The 25,937-nt window shown below is 72.2% G+C and carries 15 protein-coding genes; 9 read left to right on the top strand and 6 right to left on the bottom strand.

The window, feature by feature from the left end; genetic code table 11:
- Positions 1-70 precede the first annotated feature (70 nt).
- From AB0I15_RS46655 to AB0I15_RS46645, 3 genes are read left to right on the top strand one after another with little or no spacing between them, the layout of a single operon-like run.
- The gene (locus AB0I15_RS46655) at positions 71-3,766 is read left to right on the top strand and encodes a WD40 repeat domain-containing protein (RefSeq protein ID WP_358111766.1); all 3,696 of its coding nucleotides are present in this window, start codon (positions 71-73) and stop codon (positions 3,764-3,766) included.
- A 45-nt stretch (positions 3,767-3,811) separates the two neighbouring features.
- Positions 3,812-4,216 (top strand): YbaB/EbfC family nucleoid-associated protein, encoded by a 405-nt coding sequence (locus AB0I15_RS46650; RefSeq protein WP_358111763.1) that lies wholly within the window; start codon positions 3,812-3,814, stop codon positions 4,214-4,216.
- Positions 4,213-4,554, top strand: coding sequence for a hypothetical protein (locus tag AB0I15_RS46645; RefSeq protein ID WP_358111761.1), 342 nt, complete (start codon positions 4,213-4,215; stop codon positions 4,552-4,554). Before AB0I15_RS46650 ends, AB0I15_RS46645 begins: the two co-directional genes overlap by 4 nt.
- A gap of 27 nt (positions 4,555-4,581) precedes the next feature.
- On the opposite strand, the gene AB0I15_RS46640 is transcribed toward AB0I15_RS46645, so the two are convergent.
- Positions 4,582-5,169 carry a type VII secretion system-associated protein gene (locus tag AB0I15_RS46640; RefSeq protein WP_358111758.1) on the bottom strand — a complete coding sequence of 196 codons (588 nt, stop codon included), beginning with the start codon at positions 5,167-5,169 and terminating at the stop codon, positions 4,582-4,584.
- Positions 5,166-6,239: a hypothetical protein gene (locus AB0I15_RS46635; RefSeq protein WP_358111755.1), complete on the bottom strand. Its 1,074-nt coding sequence runs from the start codon at positions 6,237-6,239 to the stop codon at positions 5,166-5,168. Before AB0I15_RS46635 ends, AB0I15_RS46640 begins: the two co-directional genes overlap by 4 nt.
- Positions 6,240-6,410: 171 nt before the next feature.
- On the opposite strand from AB0I15_RS46635, the gene AB0I15_RS46630 reads away from it, so the two are divergent.
- Positions 6,411-7,571 carry a cytochrome P450 gene (locus AB0I15_RS46630; protein WP_358111753.1) on the top strand — a complete coding sequence of 387 codons (1,161 nt, stop codon included), beginning with the start codon at positions 6,411-6,413 and terminating at the stop codon, positions 7,569-7,571.
- A 57-nt stretch (positions 7,572-7,628) separates the two neighbouring features.
- Here the strand turns inward: AB0I15_RS46630 and AB0I15_RS46625 are convergent, their stop codons facing one another.
- On the bottom strand, positions 7,629-9,239 hold the full coding sequence (locus tag AB0I15_RS46625) for a transposase (protein WP_358111750.1): 1,611 nt from the start codon (positions 9,237-9,239) through the stop codon (positions 7,629-7,631).
- A 903-nt stretch (positions 9,240-10,142) separates the two neighbouring features.
- On the opposite strand from AB0I15_RS46625, the gene AB0I15_RS46620 reads away from it, so the two are divergent.
- Complete coding sequence (locus AB0I15_RS46620; RefSeq protein WP_358111747.1) at positions 10,143-11,240, top strand: ParB N-terminal domain-containing protein; 1,098 nt, start codon at positions 10,143-10,145, stop codon at positions 11,238-11,240.
- A gap of 106 nt (positions 11,241-11,346) precedes the next feature.
- On the opposite strand, the gene AB0I15_RS46615 is transcribed toward AB0I15_RS46620, so the two are convergent.
- Complete coding sequence (locus tag AB0I15_RS46615) at positions 11,347-11,559, bottom strand: MbtH family protein (RefSeq protein WP_345572647.1); 213 nt, start codon at positions 11,557-11,559, stop codon at positions 11,347-11,349.
- A gap of 275 nt (positions 11,560-11,834) precedes the next feature.
- On the opposite strand from AB0I15_RS46615, the gene AB0I15_RS46610 reads away from it, so the two are divergent.
- Positions 11,835-13,709, top strand: a complete 1,875-nt coding sequence (locus AB0I15_RS46610; protein WP_358111743.1) for an ABC transporter ATP-binding protein — start codon at positions 11,835-11,837, stop codon at positions 13,707-13,709.
- Positions 13,710-13,809: 100 nt separating this feature from the next.
- Positions 13,810-14,211: a cold shock domain-containing protein gene (locus tag AB0I15_RS46605; protein WP_358111740.1), complete on the top strand. Its 402-nt coding sequence runs from the start codon at positions 13,810-13,812 to the stop codon at positions 14,209-14,211.
- A gap of 51 nt (positions 14,212-14,262) precedes the next feature.
- Here the strand turns inward: AB0I15_RS46605 and AB0I15_RS46600 are convergent, their stop codons facing one another.
- On the bottom strand, positions 14,263-15,738 hold the full coding sequence (locus tag AB0I15_RS46600; protein ID WP_358111737.1) for an amino acid adenylation domain-containing protein: 1,476 nt from the start codon (positions 15,736-15,738) through the stop codon (positions 14,263-14,265).
- Between the two features lie 186 nt (positions 15,739-15,924).
- On the opposite strand from AB0I15_RS46600, the gene sbnA reads away from it, so the two are divergent.
- The gene (gene sbnA, locus AB0I15_RS46595; RefSeq protein WP_358111734.1) at positions 15,925-16,908 is read left to right on the top strand and encodes a 2,3-diaminopropionate biosynthesis protein SbnA; all 984 of its coding nucleotides are present in this window, start codon (positions 15,925-15,927) and stop codon (positions 16,906-16,908) included.
- Entirely contained in the window at positions 16,905-17,930 is a 1,026-nt protein-coding gene (sbnB, locus tag AB0I15_RS46590; protein ID WP_358111731.1) for a 2,3-diaminopropionate biosynthesis protein SbnB, read from the top strand. Before sbnA ends, sbnB begins: the two co-directional genes overlap by 4 nt.
- A gap of 63 nt (positions 17,931-17,993) precedes the next feature.
- On the opposite strand, the gene AB0I15_RS46585 is transcribed toward sbnB, so the two are convergent.
- Complete coding sequence (locus AB0I15_RS46585) at positions 17,994-25,922, bottom strand: amino acid adenylation domain-containing protein (protein WP_358111981.1); 7,929 nt, start codon at positions 25,920-25,922, stop codon at positions 17,994-17,996.
- Between the last annotated feature and the right edge of the window lie 15 nt (positions 25,923-25,937).

Here is a 25,937-nt window from a genome sequence, read left to right as displayed (position 1 = left end):
GGCGGCCGGCCCTGTGAAGGGCAGGCTCCGCGATTGATCACTGTGGTCGCGCATGGCGAGAATGAGGGCCATGCGGACAGCGGATGCGGGCGGTGGCCTCCGCCGGGCGCTGGCCTGGGTGCGGGCGCGGGTGGCGGAGGGGCTCCGGCGGCGAGGGGCGTCCGGTGCCCGCCGGCGCTCGTCCCGTGCGTGGGACGGCCTGTGCCCGTACCAGGGGCTGGCGCCGTTCGAGAGCGACAGGAGCGAGCTGTTCTTCGGGCGCCGGCGGGCGATCCGCAACCTGCTGGAGCGGCTCGGGCCACGGCTGAAAGAGCACGGGTGCGTCCTGCTGGTGTCGGGTCCCTCGGGGGTGGGCAAGTCGTCGCTGCTGCGGGCCGGGCTGATACCGGCGCTGGCCGAGGGGATGCTCTCGGTCCCCGGCTCGCGATCCTGGCCCCGGCTGCTGCTCACGCCGACCGCCGACCCCCTGCGCGCGCTGGCCGAGGCGTGGGCGCAGACGTACGGCGGGCAGGCCGGTACGGTGTACGAGGCGCTTCGCGACGACCCGCGGGCGGCTGTCGCCGGGGCCGGCCGCTTCGTTCTGGTGGTCGACCAGTTCGAGGAACTGTTCACCGTCGTGACCGACGAGCACGAGCGCCAGGCCTACGTACGGGCCCTGCACGCCATGGCCGAGGGCGCACCGCGCGCCGGGGTGATCATCGGGGTGCGCGCGGACTACTGGGACCGATGCGCGGCCTACCCGCAGTTCGCCGAGGCCCTCCAGGACGGCCAGGTCATCGTCGAGCCGATGACGGAGTCGGACCTCCGGCTGGCCATCACCGGACCCGCCGCCGCGGCGGGGCTGGCGATCGAGCCCGGCCTGGTGGAGGTCATCCTGAGCGAGTTGCGCCTCGGCGACGGGTTCGAGGCCGCCTCCCTGCCGTTGCTGTCGCAGGCCCTGCTCAAGACCTGGGAGAAGCGCGAGAACGGCCGGCTGACCATCCGGGGATACGAGGAGTCCGGCCGGGTCCGCAGCTCCGTGCGGCACACCGCCGACGGGGTGCTCGCCGGGCTGTCGCCGGAGGACCGCAAGACCGCGCTCCGGATCTTCAGGCGGATGACGCTGATCACCGCAGGCGGTCAGGTGGCGCGGCGGCGGGCGACGACGGCCGAGATCCACGCCGCCGCGTCCGCGCACTCGGCGCAGCGCCGTGCCGAGATCGAGGAGCTGCTCTCGGCGTTCGCCGGCCAGCGCCTGCTCACCCTGCACGAGGGCGACGTCGAGATCGCCCACGACGTCCTGCTGACCGCCTGGCCCACGCTGCGGCAGTGGCTCGAGCCCGACATGACGGCGCAGGCGGTGTACGACCGGCTCGTCGAGGACGCCACGCAGTGGGCCGGCAACCACCGCGACCCCGCCTTCCTCTATCGCGGCGCCCGGCTGCTGGCGGTCCAGGACAGCCAGGGCCGCTGGGACCGCGACCCCGGCAGCTTCCCGCCGCCCGGCCCGACCGTGACGGGCTTCGTCGCGGCCTCCACCCGGGCCGCGCGGCGGGCGGGACGCCGCCGTGCGCTGGTGATGGCCGGGCTGGCGGTGCTGTCGGTGCTCGCCCTGGTCGCCGCCATCATGGCCGTCGACGCGGCCGGCGACGCCGATCTGGCGGCGGGCAACGCCGACCGGCAGCGACGGCTGGCGGTCTCGCGCGAGCTGGCCGCGCGGAGCGAGATCGCCGACGACCCGGTGACGTCGGCGCTGCTGGCCGTGACGGCCTGGCGGATCAACCGGACCCCGGAGGCCCGCCACCGCATGCTGGACGTGGCCGCGCGGGCGGACCGGGGCGTCTTCGCGGCGCAGGACAAACCCGTCACCGAGCTGCTGTTCACCTCCGACGGCTCGATCGTCGCGACCGGAAGCGACGACGGCGTCGTGACGCTGTGGGACACGGCGTCACGCAGGCGGCTCGGCGCCCCGATCGTCCACCGGGAGATCCCGTGCTTCGCGGGCTTCCAGGTGGCCTTCAGCCCGGACGGGAAGGTGCTGGCCACGGTCTGCCTCAGCAAGGTCCAGTTCTGGGAGGTGTCCACCCACCGGCCGCTGGGCGCCCCGATGGACACCGGCGACGCGGTGCGGGCGATGGAGTTCGGCCCCGACGGCAGGACGCTCGCGACCTCATCCGCCGTGGGCACCGTCCGGCTGTGGGACGTGGCCGCCCGCCGCCAGCGCGGCGCCACCCTCGGCCGCGCCGGGTCCGTCCGCGGATCCGTCAACGAGGTGGCCTTCACGCCGGACGGGAGACGCCTGGTCACCGCCGGGGCCGACGACACCGTGCGGATCTGGGACACCGCCACGCACCGTCAGATCGGGAAGGCGCTCACCGGGCACACCGGCGACATCAACGACATGTCCCTCAGCCCGGACGGGTCGACGCTCGCGACGATGAGCGCGGACCGTACCATCCGGTTGTGGAGCCTCGCCGGCCGCAAGCAGATCGGCGGCGCCCTGCACGAACCCGGCAACGGCCGCGGCTTCACGGCCATGGCCTTCAGCCCCGACGGCACGCGGCTCGCCACCGCCGGAACGGACGGCCTCACCAGGCTGTGGGACACCGCGCGTCGCCGGCTGGTGGGGCCCGCGCTGACCGGCAGGCGATCGGACCTCACCAGGATGGCGTTCAGCCCGGACGGCAGGACCCTGGCGGCCGCCGGCAGGGAGGGCAGGGTGTGGTTGTGGGACCCCAGGGTGCACCGCCAGATCGGCCCTGAGCTGCCCGCCGGGTACGGCGTCGCGTTCAGCCCGGATGGGAGGACCTTGGCCGCCTCCGATCCCATGGCGGCCTTCGGTGCGAAGGGCGCCGATCGCGCCGTCCGGTTCTGGGACGTGGCCGGCCGTCGTGAGGCCGGTCGCCGCCTGCGGCCCAAGGACGATCCGCTGCCCGGCGAGAGCGCCAGCGTCTACGCGACCAGATTCAGCCGCGACGGCAGGGCGCTCGCCACGGCGAGCAACGACGGCACCATCCGGCTGTGGGACACCGCCACCCGCCGTCAGATCGGCTCCTCGGCCACGCTCCGCGTCAATGTGGAGCTGAGCCCCGACGGCGGGCTCCTCGTCGTCTCGTTACCCGGCGCCTCCGTCGGGTTCTGGGACGTCGCGGGCCACCGGGAGGTCGGACCCCGCATCGCCGTCCCCGGCTTCACCGACTTCGTCACCGCGAAGGCGTTCAGCCCCGACGGCGCCATCCTGGCCATGGCGGGCAACGACCGTACCGTGCGGCTCTTCGACGTGGCCACGCACCGCCAGATCGGCGCCCCGCTGCCCGCCGGCGTCACGAGCCGCGGCGCCGCGCTGGCCTTCAGCCCCGACGGCGGGACCCTGGCCACCTCGGCGTCCGACGGGACGGTGCACCTGTGGGACGTGGCAGGGCAGCGTCAGACCGGAGCCATCGCGACCGGTCACACCGACGCCGTCACCGCGATGACGTTCAGCCCCGACGGCGAGACCCTCGTCACCGGCTCCGCGGACCGCACGGCACGGCTCTGGAATCTGGCGGCCCTCCGCCAGATCGGCCTGCCGCTGACCGGTCATACGAAGATGGTGGTCAGGGCCGCCTACAGCCCCGACGGGACCATGCTCGCCACGGTGGGCGCCGACCAGACGCTGCGGCTGTGGCACGTCGCCGCCCCCGCCGAGCCCGCCGACGCGGTGTGCGCCAACGCGGGCCGTTCCTTCACCCGGGCCGAATGGCAGCGCTACGCGGCCGGGGAGCCGTTCCGGCAGGTATGCCCCTGACCGGGTGGGGTGGTGCGCATCCGCGGGCGTGCGATAAAGGTAACCATGCACCAGAACGGGCAGCGCATCGGCGAGATGCTGGCAGAGACCGTCCAGGCGCTCGCGCGGGCGGCCGAACCGCGCGCGCAGGCGCCCGTGCAGGGGAACGGGGAGGCGGCGGGCGGGCAGGTGCGCGCCGTGGCCGCGCCGGACGGACGGTTGCGCGAGCTGCACCTCAACCCCCGGGTCATGCGGATGGCGTCGGAGGACCTCGCACGGGAGATCCTCGTGGCGGTCAACGCCGCGCTGGACGACCTGCGGGCGGGCCTGCCGGAGCTGGAGGCGGCCGAGCTGACCGATCCGCGGGCGCTGGCCGGGACCATGGAGAGGGTGCACGCCGACGTGATGCGGCGGCTGGACGAGTTCGCCGACGGGGTCGAGCTGGTCGTGCGACGGGTGGAGGAGCGGTGAGCGGGGGCTTCGGCGAGGGGCCGGAGATCTCCCACTCCGACCTGTGCGGCACCGGCACGGGGCTGGGTGAGACGGGCGCGACCTGGCTGGAGGCGGTGGCGGCGTTGCGCGCCCATCTCGAGACCGACGCCGACCCCTGGGGCGGGGAGGCCGGGAGCATGGTCCAGGCCGGCTACCTCGCGGTCACCAGGAAGGCGCTGGAGGTGTACGAGGCGCTGGGCGAGCGGCAGGTCACCTCGGGAGACGACGTGCACGTCATGCGGGCGAACTACCGGGACGTGGAGCAGCGCACCGCCGACGACGCCGACCAGGTGCGGCGGATCATCGAACGGATGTGACGGGACGAGCCCGCCCGGAGGCGCGGGTCAGCGGTGCAGCTCGCCGGGGGCGAGGAGCACGCCCGCCGGCCCTTCGGTGTTGACGGCGACGCCGACGCCCGGCGGCAGGAGCGCGACCAGGTCGCGGCCGCGTATGCGCTGCCAGCCCGTGGCGCCGTCCGGCCGGGCGTCCGGCAGGTGGGCCTGGGCCGTGTAGGCGAACGCGGCCCGGCCCTCCCCCGTGTCGAACACCGGCACCTCGCCGCCGGGGCCGGCGGCCACGATCACCTCCGCCTCCAGCAGCAGCGGGACGAGGTCGTGGCCGTCGGCATAGCCGGTCGAGGCGAGCTGCACGGCACGGTCGAGCGGGTCGGTGGGCTCGGGGTGGCCCAGCGCCACCGGCGAGGGCCGGTAGCGGGGGTTGTGGCGGAACTCGCCGGTGATCTCGCCGCGCTCGTCGACCTGCCAGGCGCCGGCGATGCCGTACGGCGGGACCTCGCCGTCGGGGTCGAAGTACGGATCGATCGCGTACATCCAGGAGCCCGGGCTCCGGCGGGCCTGTCGCCGCAGGTCGTCGGTGACCGGCGGTGGGGGCGGCAGTGGGGGCGGCGGTGAGGGCGGCGGGGTGTCGGTCACGGCGATCCTCCTGGCGACAGCCCCGGATGGCCGGGATAGGGGTCGTAGTGCGGGTTGGGGATGAAGTTCTCCGGCGTCCTCGGCGCCCCCTGTGCCCAGGCGCCGGAGATGTACCTGCGGTGCACGCCGCCGGGCCAGGCGATCTCGCGCTCGTGGGCCAGATGGCCGGCGGCGCGCACGGTCTCCTGGACGTCGATCCCGCCGGGGGCGTCCACCTCGTAGACGTGGCTGCGCGGCAACGCGCCGTCGATGTCCCTGCGCCTGCTGGTCCCGACGAAGGCGGAGGGCGTGCTCTTGAGCACGTGGTCGGACAGGTTGGTCATCGACGGGTCGGGCGGGTGGAACCCCTGCTCGAAGACCTCGTCCGGAGGGCTGTCGGAGGCGCGGTAGACCGGCTCGCGGCTGCGGCGCCAGATGGGGTACGGCGTGATGCTCTTGACGTCGACGCTCTTGTCGGCCGCCGCCTCGAGGACGTTGCCGGGGCCACGCACGGGCGTCGGCGGCCGTTTGCCGGGCGGGATCGCCGCCGCCCCCACCTTGGCGGGCGGCTTGCGCAGCAGCGCGGAGGCGCGGTCGAACAGGCGCAGCGCGTTGCGTTCCAGCAGGTCGCCCTGCTTGCGGACGATCTCCCGCGCGGCGCTCCGGGCGCCGCCCACGACGACGGGAACGCCCGCCAGCGAGGCGCCGGCCGTGGGCCCCGAGGCCGCGGCCAGCCGCGACAGGTTCAGCGCGAGCCGGACGAGGACGACGATCAGCGCCACCTTCATGGCGAACACGATCATCGCCGAGAGCTGCAGCGCACCGCCGATGAGCAGCGCGGCGGTGACCGCGTCGCCGGAGCGGCCCGAGGTGTCGCGCCAGTCGCCGTCGAACGCCCGGACCCCCTCGCCGTCGTTGCGCGCGGTGGTCCGGGCGGCGTGCGTGGCCGCGGCGGAGGAGACGCGCACGGCCGTCACCGCGAAGGAGATCCACCGGTCACCGGCCTCGTGCAGGGCGTCCTCGTCGATCAGCGGCCACGAGACGAGCAGGTTGAGCAGCGCGGCCAGCTCGGGGGGCGGCTGCAACGCCATGGTGCCCTCCTCGCCACGGGACGCTACGGATGATCACGAATCCGAGACGATCATTGTAGGGGGGACGCGGCCCGCGGCGACGCTCGTCGGCGGCGCGTCATGGGTCTGGCCTGACCTCGCGCCGGCGGGTTTCCTTGCATGCAGTACTCGTGTGCAGAGGATGTGAGAACCATGGACGTCGATCCCTTCGGCGCGGCCTTCCAGCACGACCCGGAACCCTTCTACGAGCGGCTGCACGCCGCCGGCCCGGTGTTCCTCCTCGATGCCTACGGCATCTGGGCCACCGCCCGCCATGCCGAGACGCAGCACGTCATCCGTGACTTCGAGACCTTCTGCTCCTCGGCGGGGATCGGGCTGGCGAACTTCCTGAAGGAGCAGCCGTGGCGGACGCGGAGCCTGCTGCTGGAGGCCGACCCGCCGGCGCACACGTCCGTCCGCCGGGCCATCGCCCGCGTGATGTCGCCGCGCGCGATCGAGGCGCTGCGGCCCGAGTTCGAGCGGCACGCGGACAGGCTCGTCGGCGAGGCGATCCGCCAGGGCTCCTTCGACGCCGTCACCGACCTGGCCCAGCCCTACCCGTTACGCGTCTTCGCCGACGCCGTCGGCATCACCGCGGACGACAGGGAGAACCTGCTCCTGTACGGCGACATGGTCTTCAACGCCCTCGGCCCGCGCAACCGGCTCTTCGAGAAGGCGATGGAGCGGGCTCCCCAGGTCACCGCCTGGCTCACCGAGCAGTGCCGGCGCGACGCGCTGCGGCCCGGCGGCCTGGGCGCGCACCTGTACGAGGCCGCCGACCGGGGCGAGATCACCGCCGACGAGGCCGCGCTCCTGATCCGCTCGCTGCTGTCGGCGGGGATCGACACCACCGTGCACGGCGTGGCCTGGACCCTGCGCCTGCTGTCCGTCCACCCCGAGGTCTGGGACGCCCTCCGCGCCGACCCCGCACTCGTACGGCCCGCCTTCGAGGAGAGCCTGCGCCACGCGTCGCCCGCGCCCCTGCTGTTCCGCACGACCTCGCGGGAGACGACGCTGGCCGGCACCCGGATCCCGGCGGGTGAGAAGGTGCTGTGCTTCCTGGGCGCCGCCAACCGCGATCCCCGCGCCTGGAAGCATCCCGACGACTTCGACCTGCGCCGGCCGGCGGGCCACGTGTCCTTCGGCACCGGGGTCCACGCCTGCGTCGGCGCGGCGATGGCCCGGTTCGAGGCCGAGATCCTGCTCACCACCCTCGTCCGCCGGGTCCGTACGCTGGCGCCGGCGGGCGATCCCGTCCCCCGCCCCAACAACTGGCTCAGGACCCTGGCGCACCTCCCTCTCCGAGCCGCGTGACCGCCGGGCCCCGGAACGGGGAACGGGGGCCGATCGCGTGATCGGCCCCCGCGTGGGTCAGCGGCTCGCGGGGATGATCTGGAGGATGCGCGGCGGCGGGGTGAGGGCCAGGGCCGCGAGGAGGTCGTGCTGGTCCTCGGTGATCTCGGTACGCTGCCGCAGGGTGCCCTCCCGGGCCGCGAAGGTGCCGAGCTTGATGCGGTCGAGCTCGCGCCGCAGCCGCTGCCACGGCAGGCCGGTGCGGTTCTCGGCGATGCGGACGAGGAGGAGGGCGAGCCAGGTGATCATCAGGTAGGAGTGGACGCCCGTTTCCCCGCGGCTCCAGATCGGCCGCAGGTCGGCGTGCAGATCGCGCCAGCCGCTCTCGAAGGCGAGGAGGTGCATGTAGCCGAGCGCGATCTCCTCGGCCGACAGCTCGGGGTCGGTGGTACGGACCAGGTATTTGCCGTCGAGGTTCTCCTCGGCTTTGACGGTCTTGACGTCGATGCGCAGCAACCCGCCCGGCGTTAACCGCAAATAGCGGTACATGTCGGCATTGGCGGAGATCTCCATGTGCAGGTCGGTGCGTTCGGCGAACGACAGCCTGTCGGTGTCGGCGATCAGTTCGGAGAGTTCCTCCACCAGGCGGGCGCGCACCTCCGCGTCCCGCTGCGCGGTCGTGGCGTCGCAGCAGATCACGAAGCGTTCGTCCGCGGCGATGTGGACCTCCTTGACCCGCAGGTTCGCCGTGACGCGCTGGTAGCGGCCCTGACGGGACAGGGCGGCGTCGGCCTCGGCCGATCCGGAGCGCAGTTTCTCGCCGATGATGTAGTGGTGGTCGTCGTCCTGACGCGGCGCGCGCCGGTTGGCGGCGACCGGGCACCCTCGGTCGGCGGTCCAGATGACCCTGGACAGGGTCCAGCCCTTCATCTCCTCCTTGGCCTGCCGGATCATCTCCGCGTCGTCCGTGCAGCCGGGCCAGCACCAGACCCGCACCGGGATGCCCGTGCGGGTGGCGGCCATGCCGATGACGCTCTGGTGGGGCCCGCGACAGGCACGGGGCGGGCCGAGGCACGAGAAGCCGGACCTCCCCCTGCCCTTGAGCTCCTCGTAGCCGGCCGAATCCGGGGCGAAGTCGCGCGCAAGCCGGAAACCCCCCTCGGAGGACTCGAAGAACAGCAGGTCGACCTCGAGGTCGAGGCGGTCGACGACCCGGTGGAAGACCTCTTCCTCCAGCCTGTGGGACACCTCGCACAACCAGCCGGTCACCCGGTGGCAGGCGTCCTCGGTGGTGGCCGGCAGATCGTCGACGAAGACGTCCTCGTTCACCCATCGAGCGGCCGGCAGGCCCGGCGAGTCCGCCAGGGCCCGGTTGGCGACCAGCGCGAACAACACCCGCTCCGCCGAGGCGTCCAGCCCGCTGTCCTTACGCATCCGCCGGAACGTCTTGTCGATCTCCAACTGCCGCCACAGCCCGTCGAGCGCCCACACCCCGCCGAGCGGGCGCGAGTCCACGAGCTCCAGCCCGTCGGCCGCCGCGGCGAGGATCTGGGCGGGGTCGAGGAATTTGATCGCCGAGGCGACCAGCCGTACCAGCGCCTCACGGTTGGAGGCGTCGTCGCGGCCGAAGTTGTAGATGACCTGCACCTTCGAGCGCTTCGTCGCCGGGTCCCACGCGTTGTGCGCCAACTGCAGGTAGCGGACTACGGAACCGTCCTTATTCCGTCGAGGGGTCGACCGTAAGTACATGTGTCAGAACCTAATGCCACCTCGCATAGAATTAATATAAAGGCCCGCATGACCGATTTGTCCCGTCGGCTGTGCCCCGTCCCGGAACGATCCAACGTCAGGCGTGCTTTCTTCGGCCGGACGCCGCGCGGAACCGGCGCGCACAAGCGATCCGCGCCCGCCACCCGGCCGCCCCGCCGGCGTCCGGTCAAGGCGCACAGCGCCATGGGCGGCCAGGTTGGAAGCCGGGCGAAGGCCGCGACGCGGACCCGGGACGCAGGCCCGGCGCTCCTGGCACTCCCGGCGCGAGCACGCCGTCCCGGGGCGCCCGTACAGGCGCAGCCCCTGGTCAGCAATTCGATCGAACCTGATAGATCAAGGGTCAACCAGCGTGTATCTAGGCAGGGGCCCCGCCGTACGCGCCGGGCGAGCGGTTGATCAGGGGATTCACCGGCGTACGAGCCGCACCGATCGCCTTGACATCGATCCGGGACGCGGTCTTACCGAAGAAATAAACCGCCTATATAGCGCAATGAATCAATTGACAGGTCTCTCAACTCATCAGACTTGGCATACTGACGCACTATGTGGATGATGGTAGATCATGAGCACTTGGCCCTTTCGGCGGCCCTCCGGGCCTGCCGCCCCGCCCCTCCCGCGCGTGATCGACCGGTCGCATTCCGTTGAAAGACACAGGTGAGGACGGGCGAACGGGAGGCTTCGCTCCCCCCTCCGGTGTCAGGCGGCGTCAGGCCGGTATCCGCGTCAACACTTCTCTAAAAGGCGACAGCACAGTCATGCGGAAATGCGTCCCATCCTGCAGCGGAAATTCGCGGGGATAGCTTTATAAGTTTCAGTGACGGGGTGAAAGTTTTGCAATTGGACGAAGTCGGAGTTGGCCCGATTCTGGAGCCCGCGAGCACCCGCTCCTCCGGAGTGACCGCACTCCCCGAAGCCCGTGAACCGAAGATTGTTTCCGTTCCCATCGCCACGCTCATGCCTGGTGAGTCGCCCCGCTTGCAGGGGCAGGACCAGGAGCACGTAGCGCGGCTGGCCGAAATCGACGGCCCTCTTCCCCCCATCCTCGTCCGCCACTCCGACAGGCGCGTCATCGACGGAATGCACCGTCTGCTCGCCGCCCTGATACGGGGACAGGAGACCATTGACGTCGAATTCTTCGACGGCACCGAGGAGGAGGCCTTTCTCCGCGCGGTGCAGGCGAACATCGCCCACGGTCTCCCGCTGTCCCAGGCCGACCGGCGCGCCGCCGCGACCCGTATCGTCGCCTCTCATCCGCACATGTCCGACCGTGCCATCGCCCGCGCGTCGGGGCTCGGGGCGAAGGCCGTGGCCTCGATCCGGCGCCGTTCAACCGACTCGCTGCCGCAGTTGAACGCCCGCATCGGACGCGATGGCAGGGTCCGCCCGCTCAGCGGCGACAGCGGCCGGTTACGCGCGGCCGAGGTCATCGCCCGCAATCCCGACGCCTCGCTCCGGGAGGTGGCCCGGCTCGCCGGGATCTCCCCGGCCACGGCGAGCGATGTCCGCAAACGTATGCTGTCGAACGAGCCGCCCACGATGGCCCGGCTGACGAACGCCAAACCGACGGTCGTCCCCGCGGTGTCCTCTCCCGACGGTCCGGTGCCCGACCAGGTCGGGCGGCGGCGCTCGGAGCATGGCCCGGTGACGCATCCGGCCCGGGCGGAACCCGCCGTGATACTGGACAAACTGCTGCGCGACCCCTCGCTGCGCCTGAAGGAGGAGGGCCGCCAACTGCTGCGGCTGCTGCAGCAGACCGCGATGGCGATGGAGTGCTGGTCCGAGCTCATCGCCGCGGTCCCGCCCCACTGGGAGGCGCTGGTGGTCAAGCTGGCCCGCCAGTACTCCGTCACGTGGCAGGAGTTCGCGGAGCAGCTCGACGAGCGTGACCAGTCCCTGGCCTGGAAGGCGGTCGGCCAGTAGCGGCGGCCGGGCGTCGTCCGTGAACGGGGAACGCGGCGCGGACCGCCCGGAAACGCCGACGTCGCCGACCACCTCAGGTGCGTCGGCGACGTCGCGGGACGGATCGTTACTTCTTCTCCATCGCTTCGATCAGGCTCTTGGGGCGCATGTCGGTCCAGGACTTCTCGATGTAGTCGAGGCACTCCTGGCGTCCTGCCTGCCCGAAGACCGTCTTCCAGCCCTCCGGCACCGCCACGAAGATGGGCCAGAGGGAGTGTTGTCCCTCGTCGTTCACCAGGACCAGGTACTGGGCATCCGGGTCGTCGAACGGATTCGTCACCACGTCGTCCTTTCTCGGGTGTGGGTGGCGCCGGGGAACGGAGGTCCGCACGACTCCGGTCCGGCGTTCGGTGGCCGCGTGATGCGTCGCTCGGCCCCGCTGGAATCAACTATGAACGCAGGCGCCGTGCGCCAGTCAACTTTCGGCGGTTCCCCGTTCAACCGCGCCGACGCGGCAGTTGACCGGGCGCGCCCGGAGCCGACGCCGATCACCCGAGGGTTTCCCATCGACAGCGAGGCAGGTGTCCATTGGCGGCGAAAAGATCGGCGAAAAGGGTGACGGGGCTGCGGTTCGACGACTCCATCACCCGGCAGCGGGTGAAACCGGGCACGGTACGGCGGATCCTCCCGTACGCCCTGCGCTATCGCTGGTTCCTGGCCCTGCTGATGGTGGCCACCGTCACGGTCGCGGTCATCACGGCCACCGGCCCGCTGATCCTCAAAGCGATCATCGATGACGGCATCCTGCCCCGGCGGACCGACACGGTGGTGTGGCTGTGCCTGCTGGTGGCCGGGCTCTCCCTGGTCGAGGCAGGGGCGGCGTACGTGGGGGCGTGGTGCTCGGGCCGGATCGGCGAGGGCCTGGTCTATGACCTGCGGACCAAGGTGTTCGCGCACATCCAGCGCCAGCCGCTGGCGTTCTTCACCCGCACGCAGACCGGCTCGCTGGTCAGCAGGCTCAATACCGACGTGATCGGGGCCCGGCAGGCCGTGACGACCCTGCTCTCGCAGTCGGTCTCGACCCTGCTCACGCTGGTGCTCATCCTCGTGGCGATGCTCTACCTGTCCTGGCAGATCACGCTCGCGGCGCTGCTGATGATCCCGTTCTTCCTGCTGCCGGCCCGGCTGATCGCGCGGCGGCAGGAGCGGCTCGCCCGCGAGTCGATGGAGCTGGACGCCGACATGAGCTCGATGATGCACGAGCGCTTCAACGTGTCGGGGGCGCTGCTGTCCAAGCTGTACGGCCACCCGGACGACGACCTGGACACCTTCGCCAGGAAGACCGCCCGCGTACGCGACATCTCCACCCTGCGCGTCGTGTACGGGCGGATCTTCGCCATCGTCGTCACCGTGCTCACGGCGCTCACCACGGCCGTCGTCTACGGCCTGGGCGGGGTGCTGACCATCGCCGGCTCGCTCGAACTCGGGTCCCTGGTGGCCATGGTGGCCCTGCTGATGCGGCTCTACGGGCCGATCAACCTGCTGGCCTCCATGCAGGCGACGGCGCTGACGGCCCTGGTCAGCTTCGACCGGGTGCTGGAGGTGCTCGACCTGGAGCCGCACATCACCGAGCGCCCCGGCGCGCGGGCACTGAACGGGCCGGAGCCGTCGGGGCCCGCGGCGCCGGACATCGTCTTCGACGGGGTCTGCTTCCGCTACCCGGGCGCGGACGAGGTGTCCCTCGCCTCGCTGGAGTCCGTCGCGGCGCGCGTACCGGATCGGGCGAGCGAGGCGTGGACGCTGCGGGAGGTCAGCTTCCAGGCGCCGGCCGGGAAGCTGACGGCGCTGGTCGGCCCGTCGGGCGCGGGGAAGACCACGATCACCCAGCTCGTCCCCCGCCTCTACGACGCCACCGAGGGCAGCGTGCGCATCGGCGGCCAGGACGTCCGCGGCCTGGCGCTGCAGTCGCTGCGCGACGCGGTCGGCGTGGTCACCCAGGACGCGCACCTGTTCCACGACACCCTGCGGGCCAACCTGGAGCACGCCAGGCGCGGCGCGAGCGAGCGGGAGCTGATCGAGGCGTGCGAGGCGGCGCTCATCTGGGACACGATCCGCGCCCTGCCGGACGGTCTGGACACCGTGGTCGGCGAGCGCGGCCACCGCCTGTCCGGCGGTGAGAAACAGCGGGTGGCCCTGGCCAGGCTGCTGCTCAAGGCGCCGCCGATCGTCGTGCTGGACGAGGCGACCGCGCACCTCGACTCGGAGTCGGAGGCGGCGATCCAGCGGGCGCTGGAGACCGCGCTGGCCGGGCGGACCTCGCTGGTGATCGCCCATCGGTTGTCCACGATCCGCGGCGCGGACCATATCCTGGTAGTGGACGCGGGCCGCGTCCGCGAACGTGGCACTCACGAGGAGCTGCTGCTGGGCGGTGGCCTGTACGCCGATCTGTACCGCACGCAGTTCGCTCAGCAGGCGGCCGGCAGCCGATGACGGCTCGCCCTGAGCGCGGAGGCAGATCTATCTTCGGCATTGAGGTGTTCGGGCAAGGGGCCCGATTCGTTTGGGGGTTGTAGTGGTTTCTGGTCGAGTGGTGAAGTTCGACGGGGCGAGAGGTTACGGGTTCATCGCCCCCGATGATGGTGGAGAGGACGTGTTCCTGCACGTCAACGACATGCTGCTGCCGGAGTCCGCGGTGCGGGCGGGGCTGACGGTCGTGTTCGAGGTCGAAGAGGGCGACAGAGGGCCGAAGGCGTCGCGGGTGCGGCTGCCCGAGGGCGTCACCGCGGCGGCCGTCACGGCTCCCCCGGCGGTGGGCCTGGGCTCGGCGGTGGACGACGACTCCATGTGCGACGTGCTCGACGCCGACGAGTACGTCAGGGAGGTCACGGAGATCCTGCTCACGGAGGCTCCGTCGCTCACCGGCGACCAGATCCTGCAGATCCGCGCCGGGTTGCTCCAGTCCGCCAAGAACCACGGCTGGGCCGAGGGCTGACACACGGGTGAGAGGGCGGACGCCGGTCGCCGGCGTCCGCCCTCTCCGCGTTCACCGGGCCGGGCCGGCGAAGTCGTGCACGACGACGGCCACGGCGCCGACGCTGGGGTGCCGCTGGAAGACGGCCTCGATCTCGCCCAGCTCCATCCGTACGCCCGCGATCTTGACCTGCCGGTCGACCCGGCCGAGGTACTGGAGCGCGCCCTGCGGCAGGGCCCGCACCGCGTCACCGGTCCGGTAGAGGCGCCCGGTGGGCGCGGCCTCGAAGGGGTCGACGAAGAAGGCCTCACGGGTGCGGTCGTGGTCGCCGGCGTAGCCGCGGCCCACACAGACGCCGCCGACGAACAGCTCGCCGGTCTCGCCCGGCTCGCAGGCGTGCCAGCCGTCGTCCTGGTGGCGCAGGACGTACAGGCGGGCGTTGACGATCGGGGTGCCGATCGGCAGGCGCAGCAGGCCGAGGTCGGCGGCCGTGACCGTGTGGTGGGTGACGTCGTCGGAGCACTCGGTCGGCCCATAGGCGTTGACCAGCCCGGCGTGCGGCATCTCGCTCAGCCAGCGGCGCGCCACCTCGGTGGGCAGCTCCTCGCCGGTGGCGAGCATCCACCGCAGGCCGTCCAGCGGGCCCGTGTCGGGGGCGGCGGCCAGGTCGTCGAGCAGCAGGCGGACCATCGTGGGCACCAGCTCGACGACCGTGACGCCCTCCCGGCGGACGAGCCGCGCGAACGCCACCGAGTCGTACGCCGTCGCGTCGCTGACGACGCTGACCCGGCCGCCGACGACGAGCGGGCAGAGCAACTGCCAGATGGAGATGTCGAACCCGAGCGGCGCGGTCTGCGCCACCACGTCGCTCCCGGTCAGGCCCAGGTCGACGACCTTGGCATGGAGATGGTTGAGCATTCCCTGGTGCTCGACCACCGCGCCCTTCGGCCGGCCGGTGGAGCCGGAGGTGAACAGCATGTAGCGCGGCTGGTCAGGCCCGTCGAGCCGGGCCGGGCCCCGCCACGGCTCGTGCCGGCCGGCCTCGGCCACGCGGACGAGGCGCACGCCGGCGGAGCGCGCGCCCTCGGCGAGCGCGGGCGTCACCGTCTCGTGGCCGGTGTCCAGCAGCAGTACGGCGCCGGCCCGCGCGAGCACCTCCGCCACGCGCGCGGCCGGCCAGGTGCCGTCGGCCGGCACGTAGACCGCGCCGACGAGCTCGATCGCCAGGAACGCGGCCACGACCGCGGCGCTCCGTTCGCCGCCCACGGCGACGACCGTGCCGGGCCCCGCGCCCTCGTGTTCCAGCAGGGCGGCCAGGCGGCGCGCCTCCAGGGCGAGCTCGGCGTAGGTGAGGCGGCGGCGCTCGTCCGCGACCGCGGAGCGGTCGCCGGCGGCGGCGGTTCGCTCCACCAGCGTGATCACGGCGTCGGCGAGGTCCACCTCGTGGGGGCGGCTCATCGCCAGCTCGCGGGCGCGGTTGATCTCCGGCGGCGAGATGGGGAGCCGAGGCAGCTCGGCGAGGCCGAGCAGTCCGTCCGCGAATGTCATTTACACGCTCCGATAAATGCCGGGGAATAGCCGGGCCTTGCCGGTCCGAGATGCCCTCAAGTATGGTAATCCGAGCTACGACGATCAAGGTTGTGCAGAGCCGGGAACAAAAGTACGGCCGCTCGTTCAGACCCCCCTGACCTTTTCTGTCGCGTCCATTCCCGTCCAACTGGGGGATTCGGCGAAGTGCCAGTTATCAAAACTCCGCAAGAGTTCAATGTCGAAGACCTTTTCCTAGATCTGCGGACGGTGACCGGGGCGCCGCTTTATTTGAAATGCGAGGGATTCAACTTCGCGGGGTCGGTCAAGTTGAAGGCGGCCGCGGAAATGGTCGCCGCCGCCGAGCGCGACGGCCTGATCCGGCCGGACTCGGTGCTGGTGGAGTCGTCTTCGGGCAATCTCGGCATCGCGCTGGCGATGGTCGCGGCCGACAAAGGGCTGCGGTTCCTGTGCGTGACCGATCCGCGCTGCAACACCGCCTCGCGGCGGCTGATGCGCGCGCTGGGCGCCGAGGTCATGGTGATCGAGGCGCAGGACCCCAACGGCGGCTATCTCGAAAGCCGCATCCGGTTCGTCCGTGACCTGTGCGCCTCCGACAGCCGTCACGTATGGCTCAACCAGTACGCCAACCCGGGCAACTGGCGGGCCCACTACCGGCACACCGCCCCCGCCATCGCGCGCGGTTTCCCCGGCCTGGAGGTGCTGTTCGTCGGCGCGGGCACCACAGGGACGCTGATGGGCTGCGCCCGCTACTTCAAGGAGCGCGGCGCGCCGGTGACGATCGTGGCGGTCGACGCCGTCGGCTCGGTGACGTTCGGCGGCCTCCCGGAGCGCCGTATGGTGCCGGGGCTGGGCACGAGCGTACGGCCCGAGCTGGTCGACGAGTCCTGGGTGGACGACGTCGTGCACGTGCCGGAGACGGACACGATCCGCGCCTGCCACGACCTGGCCGCCCGGGGTTTCCTGTTCGGGGGCTCGACGGGCACCGTCGTGAGCGGCGCCACGCGCTGGCTGGAGGAGAAGTATCCGGGCGAGGAGCCGGTCGCGGTGGCGGTCTCCCCCGACCTCGGCGAGCGCTACCTCGACTCGATCTACGAGGAGGGCTGGCTGCGCGAGCACTTCGGCCCTCCCGGCCCGCCCGACCGATCCCACTGGAGCGCACACCCATGACTCAGGTCCCGTCGTTCGCCGTCGTCTCAGGAGAGCAGGTCGCCGGTGTCCTGCACGGCAAGGAGAAGCAGGTCACGGCCGTGGTGGAGGCGGCGTACCGGCTGCACGGCGAAGGCCGTACGGTCAATCCGGACTCCTATTTCCTGCGTTTTCCCGACCGGCCGTCGGCCCGCATCATCGCGCTGCCCGCGTCGATCGGGGAACCGGTCGACGTTCACGGCATCAAGTGGATCTCCTCGTTCCCCGAGAACGTGGCGGCGGGCCTGCCGCGGGCCTCGGCCGTGCTGATCCTCAACGACACCGCGAACGGATATCCGCTGGCCTGCCTGGAGAGCTCGATCATCAGCGCGGCCCGCACCGCCGCCTCCGCCGCGCTGGCGGCCACGACCCTCGCCGCCGCCCGCGGCGTGACCCCGCGCCGCGCCGCCTTCGTGGGCACCGGTCTGATCGCCCGTTACGTGCACACCTACCTGGTCGCGGGCGGTCTGTCCTTCGACGAGGTGGGCGTGTTCGACCTGGACCGCGGGCACGCCGAGGGCTTCGGCGGCTACCTGGCGCGCGCCGGGGAGGAGCGGGTCACGATCCACGACGACGCCGAGTCACTGATCGCCGCGTCGGACCTGGTCGTGCTGGCCACGGTCGCGGGCGAGCCGCACCTGCACGACCCCGGGCTGCTGGCGCACAACCCGCTGGTGCTGCACGTCTCGCTGCGCGACCTCTCGCCGGAGATCATCCTGTCGTCCTGCAACATCCTCGACGACGTCGAGCACTGCCTGAAGGCGGGTACGTCGCCGCACCTGGCCGAGCAGCTCAGCGGCGGCCGGTCCTTCGTCGACGGCACCCTCTGCGACGTGCTCGACGGCCGGGTCACTCCCCCGGCCGGCCGTCCCGTCGTGTTCTCGCCGTTCGGGCTGGGGGTGCTCGACCTCGCCGTGGCCAGGTACGTCTACGACGAGGTGAGCGCGTCGGGCGACCTCATGACGGTGCCCGGCTTCTTCCACGAGCTGAAGCGCCACGGCTGACCGGCCGCGTCCCTTCTTCTTACCGAGCCCGCCCCCGGCCGCCGGGGGCGGGCTCTCGCTGTCTCAGTCGTCCAGCCCCAGCCAGCCGGACACCGCGGACCACACCTCGGCCAGGGTGTCGGGCTTGGCGATCTCGTAGTGGGTGCAGGCGATGCTCGCGAGCGCGATCTCGCCCGTCACGTACGGCCGCCACAGCTCGGGGTCGGGCACCTGCCCCGCCCTGCCCTCCTCGGCGACGATCAGCAGGACGTCGCCGTCGAACAGCCCGTGCTCGAAGCCGCGGCGCAGCCGGCGATGGTTCTGCAGGAGGCGGGCGAACGTCCGGATCTCCTCCTCGGTGGCCGCGCCGAAGCCGTTGCCCGCCTGCCAGCGCACGATGTCCATCTGGCGCTCCAGCACGGCGTCGGGATCGTCGTCGTGCTCGTCGGCGGCCTCCTCGTCGGGCTGCCACGGGTACTGGTCGAGCAGGACCAGGGCGGCAACCTCCTCGCCCGCGGCGCGGAGCTGGACGGCGATCTCGTGCGCGACGCCGCCGCCGTACGACCAGCCGAGCAGGTGGTACGGGCCGTGCGGCTGGACGGAGCGGATCTGCTCGACGTAGTCGGCGGCCATCTCCCGGACGGAACCGGCGAACTCCGTAACGCCGTCCAGGCCGCGGGCCTGCACCCCGTACAGCGGGATGCCGGGCTGGGCGTGGCGGGCCAGCGGCATGTAGCACCAGCTCAGGCCGCCGGCGGCGTGGATGCAGAAGAACGGCGGGCGGTCGCCTTCGGTGCGGATCGGCAGCAGCACGTCGAGCGCGTCGCTCACGGACGACAGCGTCATCCGCTTCATCAGCTCGGCCACGGTCGGGGCGACGAACAGGTCACGGACCGCGATCGTCACGCCGCGCCGCCGCAGCCGCTCCACGAGCCGGACGGCGAGCAGCGAGTGGCCGCCGAGGGCGAAGAAGTCGTCGTCCACGCCGACGCTTGCCAGGCCGAGGACCTCGGCGAACGCCTCGCACATGCCGGCCGCGATCGAGGTGACGTCCCAGTGGACGGTACGTTCCTCGACCGTGACGTCGGGGGCCGGAAGCGCCTTGCGGTCGAGCTTGCCGTTCGGCATCAGCGGCAGCCTGTCGATCACCACGACGGCCGCGGGCACCATGTAGCCGGGCAGGCGTTCCTGGGCGGCGGCGCGTACGGCCTGGGCGAGCCCGTCGTCGGCGCCGGCGCCGGGCACCACGTAGGCCACCAGCCGCTGGTCTCCGGGCGTGTCCTCCCGCACCAGCGTCACGGCCTGCGCCACGTGCGGGTGCGCCGCCAGGACCGCCTCGATCTCGCCCAGCTCCACCCGGAAGCCGCGGATCTTGACCTGGTCGTCGGAGCGGCCGACGTACTGGAGCTCGCCGCCGGGAGTCCAGCGCACCACGTCGCCCGTGCGGTACATGCGCGTGCCGGACGCGGCGAACGGGCAGGCCACGAAGCGTCCAGCCGTCAGGCCGGGGCGGCCGAGGTAGCCGCGGGCCATGCCGTCGCCCGCGATGTACAGCTCGCCCGCCACTCCGGGCGCGACGGGCTGCAGGGCGTCGTCCAGCACGTAGACCTGGGTGTTGGCGACGGGGGTGCCGATCGAGGACACGTCGGCCCCGGCCCCCGCGAGCTCCTTGGCGGTGGACCAGACCGTGGTCTCGGTCGGGCCGTACAGGTTCGTCAGGGTGGGCGTCCTGCCGAGCAGCGTGCGCGCCAGGTCGGCCGGGAGCGCCTCGGCGCCGATCATCGCGCGGACGCGCGTCCAGTCCACCTCGTCGCCGGCGTCGGCGACCAGGCCGCGCCAGAGGCTCGGGGTCGCGTGGACCATCGTGGCTCCGGTGGAGCGGATCAGCGCGCGCAGCGCCCACGGGTCGAGCACCTGCTCCTGCGCGGCCAGGACGACGCGGGCGCCGCTCACCAGCGGCACGTAGAACTCGAAGCCGGCCATGTCGCAGCCGTGGGTGCTGACCGCCAGGAGGCGGTCGTCCGCCGTCGGCGCGAACATGTCCCGCATCGACCGCAGGAAGTTGACGATGGCGCGGTGCTCGACGAGCACGCCCTTGGGGCGGCCGGTGGAGCCGGAGGTGTAGATCACCCACATCGGGTGCTCGGGCCGCAGGGCCACCTCGGGCCTCGTGCCCGCCTCCGCCCGTATCGCCGGGTCGTCGACCAGGACGACGGGCACGCCGTCGCCGATCTCGAACGCGGGCAGCCGTTCGCGCATGTCCTGGCCCGTCAGCAGGCACACCGCGCCGGAGTCGGCGATCACGTACGCGATGCGCGCGGCGGGGTAGGCCGGGTCGATCGGCAGGTAGGCGGCCCCGGCCTTGATCACGCCGAGGAGCGCCACCACCAGGTCGACGCCGCGTTCGAAGACGACGGCCACGATCGACTCGGGCCCGACGCCCCTGCCGATCAGGTGCCTGGCCACCTGGTTGGCGCGGGCGTCCAGCTCGGCGTAGGTGAGCTCCACCTCGCCGGAGGTCAGGGCCGTCGCGCCGGGTGTGCGGGCGGCCTGCGCCTCGAACAGCTCCACGACCGTCGTGTCCGGTACGGGGGCGGCGGTGTCGTTCCAGTCGGTGAGCACGCGCCGCCGTTCAGCGGCGTCGAGCACGTCCACCGCGCTGAGCGCCAGGCCCGGGTCGGCGGCGAGGGCGGCGAGCACCCGTGCCAGGCGTTCGGCGATGCGCTCGACCGATGCGTGGTCGAACAGGTCCGCCGCGCCGATGACCGCGCCGCGCAGGCCGGCCGGGGCGCCGTCGGCGTCGAACGTCTCGCCCACGCTCACGTCCAGGTCGAACTTCACCACCGACGCGCCCTCCGGCGCCGGCTCCCCGGACGCGGCCCGCCGCCCGGCGTCGAGCCCGGGCAGGTCGAGCGCGGCACCGGCCGTGTTCTGCAGCAGCAACATCACCTGGAACAGCGGGTGCCTGGCCAGCGACCTGGCCGGGGACAGCTCCTCGACCAGGCGCTCGAACGGCACGTCCGGGTGGGCGAACGCGCCGAGCCCGGCCTCCCTGACCCGGCCCAGCACCTCGCGGAACGTGGGGTCGCCGGACAGGTCGGTGCGCAGCACGAAGGTGTTGACGAAGTAGCCCACCAGGTCGTCGAGCGCCTCGTCGGTACGTCCCGCCAGCGCCGAGCCGACCGGGATGTCGGTGCCTCCGCCGAGCCGCGACAGCAGCACGGCCAGGGCGCCGTGCAGCATCATGAACATGGTCACGCCCTCGGCACGGGCGACCTCCCGCAGCCGCGCGTGCACGTCGGCCGGGATCTCCAGCGGCACCCGCCGCCCCAGGTGCCCGGCCACCTCCGGCCGCGAGCGGTCGAACGGCAGCTCCAACTCCTCGGGCAGACCGGCCAGCGTCTCGCGCCAGTAGGCGACCTGGCTGGAGATCAGGCTGCCGGGGTCGTCTCCGTCGCCCAGCACGTCGCGTTGCCAGAGCGCGTAGTCGGCGTACTGGACGGGCAGCGGCTCCCACCGCGGCGCGGCGCCCTCACGGCGGGCGGCGTAGGCGGTGGAGACGTCGCGGGCCAGCGGCGCCCACGACCAGCCGTCCCCGGCGATGTGGTGGACCACCACGACGAGCACGTGCTCCTCGGGGCCGGTGGTGAACAGCCAGGCCCGGATCGGCGCCTCGGAGGACAGGTCGAAGGTGTGCGCCCGCGCCTCGTCCATCGCCGCCGCCAGGTCCCCGGGGGCCACCTCTGTCGTGGTGAGCTCCCAGCCGAGGTCGTCGATGGGGACGATCCGCTGGTACGGCTCGCCGTCGGCGGCCGGGAACACCGTACGCAGGACCTCGTGACGGTCGAGGACGTCGCGGAAGGCCGCGGCCATGGCCCGGGCGTCCACGTGGCCGGACAGGCGTACCGCGACGGGGATGTTGTAGGTGGCGCTCGGGCCTTCGAGCTGGGCGATGATCCACATGCGCCGCTGGCCGTAGGACAGGGGGATGTGGTCGGGGCGGGCGCCCGCCGTCAAGGGTGCTCGGGCCTGGCCGGCGGCGTTCAGCCCCGCCGCCAGCCCGGCCACCGTGGGGGTGTCGAACAGGGCGCGGATCTCGATCTCGATGCCGAGCAGGGCGCGGATGCGGCTGACCAGGCGGACGGCGAGCAGGGAGTGGCCGCCGAGGGAGAAGAAGTCGTCGTCCACGCCGACGCCGTCGAGGCCGAGGACCTCGGCGAAGGCCAGGCACAGGATCTCCTCCTGCGCCGTGGCCGCCTGCCGGCCTCCCGCCGCCTGGGCGGAGGCGTAGTCGGGGGCGGGGAGGGCGTGGCGGTCGAGTTTGCCGTTGCCGGTCAGCGGCAGCGCGTCCAGCATCACCCAGGCGGAGGGGACCAGGTGGTCGGGGAGGCGGTCGGCGGCGAACCGGCGGGCCAGCGCGGGGAGTTCGCGGGCGTCCTCGGGGTCGTCGGCGACCAGGTAGGCGACGAGGCGCATGTCGCCGGGCGTCTCTTCGCGGGCCGCCACGGCGACCTGTTCCACGCCCGGACAGGTCGCCAGCACGGCGCTGACCTCGCCGGGCTCCACCCGGAAGCCGCGGATCTTGACCTGGTCGTCCACCCGGCCCGCGAAGAGCACCTGGCCGTCGCCGGTCCAGCGAGCCCGGTCACCCGTGCGGTACATGCGCCCGCCGCCGAAGGGGCAGGCCACGAACCGCTCCGCCGTCAACCCGGCACGCCCGAGGTAGCCGCGTGCGAGCTGCGCTCCGGCGATGTACAGCTCTCCGGTGACGCCCGGCGGGACGGGTGTCAAGTGTTCGTCCAGGATGTACAGGCTCGTGTTGGCCACCGGCGACCCCACCGGGACCTGTCCCCCACGCAGGCGGGTGGTCGCCACACCGATCGTCGCCTCGGTCGGACCGTAGTGGTTGAACACCGCACAACCACGCTGCCCGGCCACCGCCAGCAACTCATCCACCCAGCCCGGCGCGGCGGCCTCCCCACCCAGCACCAGCGACCTGCCGGGCAACAACTCGGCGGACACGCCCAGCGCCGCCAGGTGCGAGGGGACCATCTTGACGAAGTCGATGCGCCGCTGGGCCAGCAGCGCGCTCAGCGCCGCCGGGTCGGTGGCCGCCTCCTCGCCGACGATGTGGAGTTGCCCACCCGTGGCCAGGCCGGCGAACACCACCGTGTTCCCAAGGTCCGTCGCCTGGCCCTGGACCAGCGCATACCGGCCGCCGGACATGCCAAGCCGGCCCGGCACCGAAGCCACATAGTTCGCCAGCGCCCCCTGAGTCACCAGCACACCCTTCGGCCGCCCGGTCGAACCGGAGGTGTAGATGACGTAAGCCGTCTGAGCGCCGTTGATGACCCGCTCCGGCCGGGCCGTGGGGGCCGCCGACAGGCGCAGGGTCGTGAAGGTGTCGTCGAGGATCAGTTGCCTGTTCCGCCCGGCCGGAAGCTCCTCGGCGATCTCCTCACTCGTGACGGTCAGCACCGCACGGCTGTCGGTGAGCATGTAGGCGATCCGCTCCACCGGCTGACGCGGATCGATCGGCACGTAGGCGGCCCCGGCCTTCCACACCGCCAGTAACGCCACCAGAAGATCCACTCCGCGATCCAGACACACCCCGACCACCGACTCGACGCCCACACCCTCCGAAGCCAGAACATGCGCCAGCCGGTTGGCCCGCTCGTCCAAGTCCGCGTAGGAGACCTCCTGACCGTCCGGCGCGACCACCGCGACCTCGTCAGGCCGAAGCACCACCTGAGCCTCGAACAGCTCCACCACCGGCGCGCCGGCATCACCCGACGCGGTGTCGTTCCACGACTCCAGCACCCGACGCCGCTCGGTCTCCCCGAGCAGATCGACCTCGCTGAGCCGGGTCCGCGGGTCGGTGCTCACGGTGTCCAGGACGCGGACCCAGTAGCGGGTGATCCGATCGGCCCACTCCGGGTCGAACAGATCGGTCGCCACCGTCACCGAACCGCGCACCCCCGCAGGCGCACCTTGCCCGTCGAACGCCTCGCTCACCATCACGTCGAGGTCGAACTTGGCCGCCCGCTCACCCGCCGACGCGGCGCCGGGCCGAACGACGGGCAGGTCCAGGACCGCGTCCACGGTGTCGCCCTTGGTCAGGACCACCTGGAACAGCGGATGCCGGGCCATCGACCGCGACGGGGCCAGCTCCTCCACCAGCCGCTCGAACGGCACGTCCTGGTGCGCGAACGCCGACAGGCCGCGTTCCCTGACCCGGGCGAGCAGATCGGTGAACAGGGGGTCGTGGGAGAGGTCCACGCGTACGACGAGGGTGTTGACGAAGCAGCCGATCAGGTCTTCGAGCGCCGCATCCGTACGGCCGGCGTTCGCGGAGCCGATCGGGACGTCGGTGCCCGCGCCGAGCCGCGACAGCAGCACCGCCAGCGCGGCCTGCAACACCATGAACATCGTGACGCCCTCGGCCCGCGCCACCTCCACCAGCCGCGCGTGCACCTCGGCCGGGACCAGCAGCGGCACGCTGTGCCCCCGATGGGAGGCCACGTTGGGGCGTGGCCGGTCGAACGGCAGCGCCAGCTCCTCCGGGGCACCGGCCAGGGCGTCCCGCCAGTACGCGAGCTGGCGGGTGACCAGGCTGCCGGGATCCGTCTCGTCGCCCAGGAGTTCGCGTTGCCAGAGCGCGTAGTCGGCGTACTGGACCGGGAGCGGCTCCCACACCGGGGCCCGGCCTTCGCAGCGGGCCGCGTACGCCAGCGAGAAGTCGCGGGCCAGCGGCGCCCTCGACCAGCCGTCGCCGGCGATGTGGTGGATCACCACGACCAGCACCCGCTCGTCCGGCCCGGCCTGGAACAGCCAGGCGCGGATGGGTGCTTCCGTGGTGAGGTCGAAGGTGTGCTCCATGGCCTGGGCGACCGCGTGGTCCAGGTCCGACGGGGGCACTTCGGCGGTCGACATGGTCCAGCCGAGCTCGTCGAGGGGAACGACGCGCTGGTGGGGTTCGGTGTCGGCGACGGGGAAGACCGTCCGCAGCACCTCGTGCCGGCCGACCACGTCCCGCAGCGCCAGACCCAGAGCCTCGACCTCCACCCCGCCGCCGAGCCGCAGCACGATCGGCACGTTGTAGGTGGCGCTGGGCCCTTCGAGCTGGCTGATGAACCACAGCCGCCGCTGGGCGAACGACAGCGGCACCCGGTCCGGCCGTTCCGCCGCCGTCAGCGAGATGCGCGCCGTGCCCGCCTCGTCCAGGCCGGCGGCCAGTCCGGCCACCGTCGGGGCCTCGAACAGCGCCCGCAGCGGCACCTCGACACCCAGGACCGATCGGACCCGGCTGACCAGCCGCACCGCCAGCAGCGAGTGGCCGCCCAGGGCGAAGAAGTCGTCGTCCACGCCCACCTCAGGCAGGCCCAGCACCTGCGCGAACACGCCGCAGAGGATCTCTTCGCGTAGGTCGGCCGGGCCTCGTCCTGTTCGTCCGGTGTAGTCGGGGGCGGGGAGGGCTTTGCGGTCGAGTTTGCCGTTGGCGTTCAGCGGCAGACCATCCAGCGTGACGATCGCCGACGGCACCATATAGGACGGCAACCGATCCATCGTGTACGACCGTACCGACTCGGCCAGATACGGATCCGGATCGGCCGGCACCACATAGGCGACCAACCGCTTGTCACCCGGAACATCCTCCCGAGCCACCACCACCGCCTGACCCACCCCCGGATGAGCGGCCACCACAGCCTGCACCTCACCCAACTCGATCCGGAAACCCCGCACCTTGACCTGCTCATCAGCCCGGCCCAAATACTCCACCTGACCATCGGCGTTCCACCGCACCACATCCCCCGTGCGATACAACCGCCCCCCACCCGCCGAGAACGGATCAGCCACGAACCGCTCCCCCGTCAACCCCGCCCGCCCCAAATACCCACGCGCCAACCCACCACCAGCGATGTACAACTCCCCAGCCACCCCCACCGGAACCGGATTCAACGCCCCATCCAGCACATACACCCGCGTATTCGCCACCGGCCGACCAATCGGCACCACCACCCCCACATC

This window comes from Nonomuraea sp. NPDC050643, from assembly GCF_040654715.1.
Classification (GTDB): domain Bacteria; phylum Actinomycetota; class Actinomycetes; order Streptosporangiales; family Streptosporangiaceae; genus Nonomuraea.
Note: the sequence above shows the minus strand (reverse complement) of the source record. Positions and strands in the feature narration are given on the sequence as shown.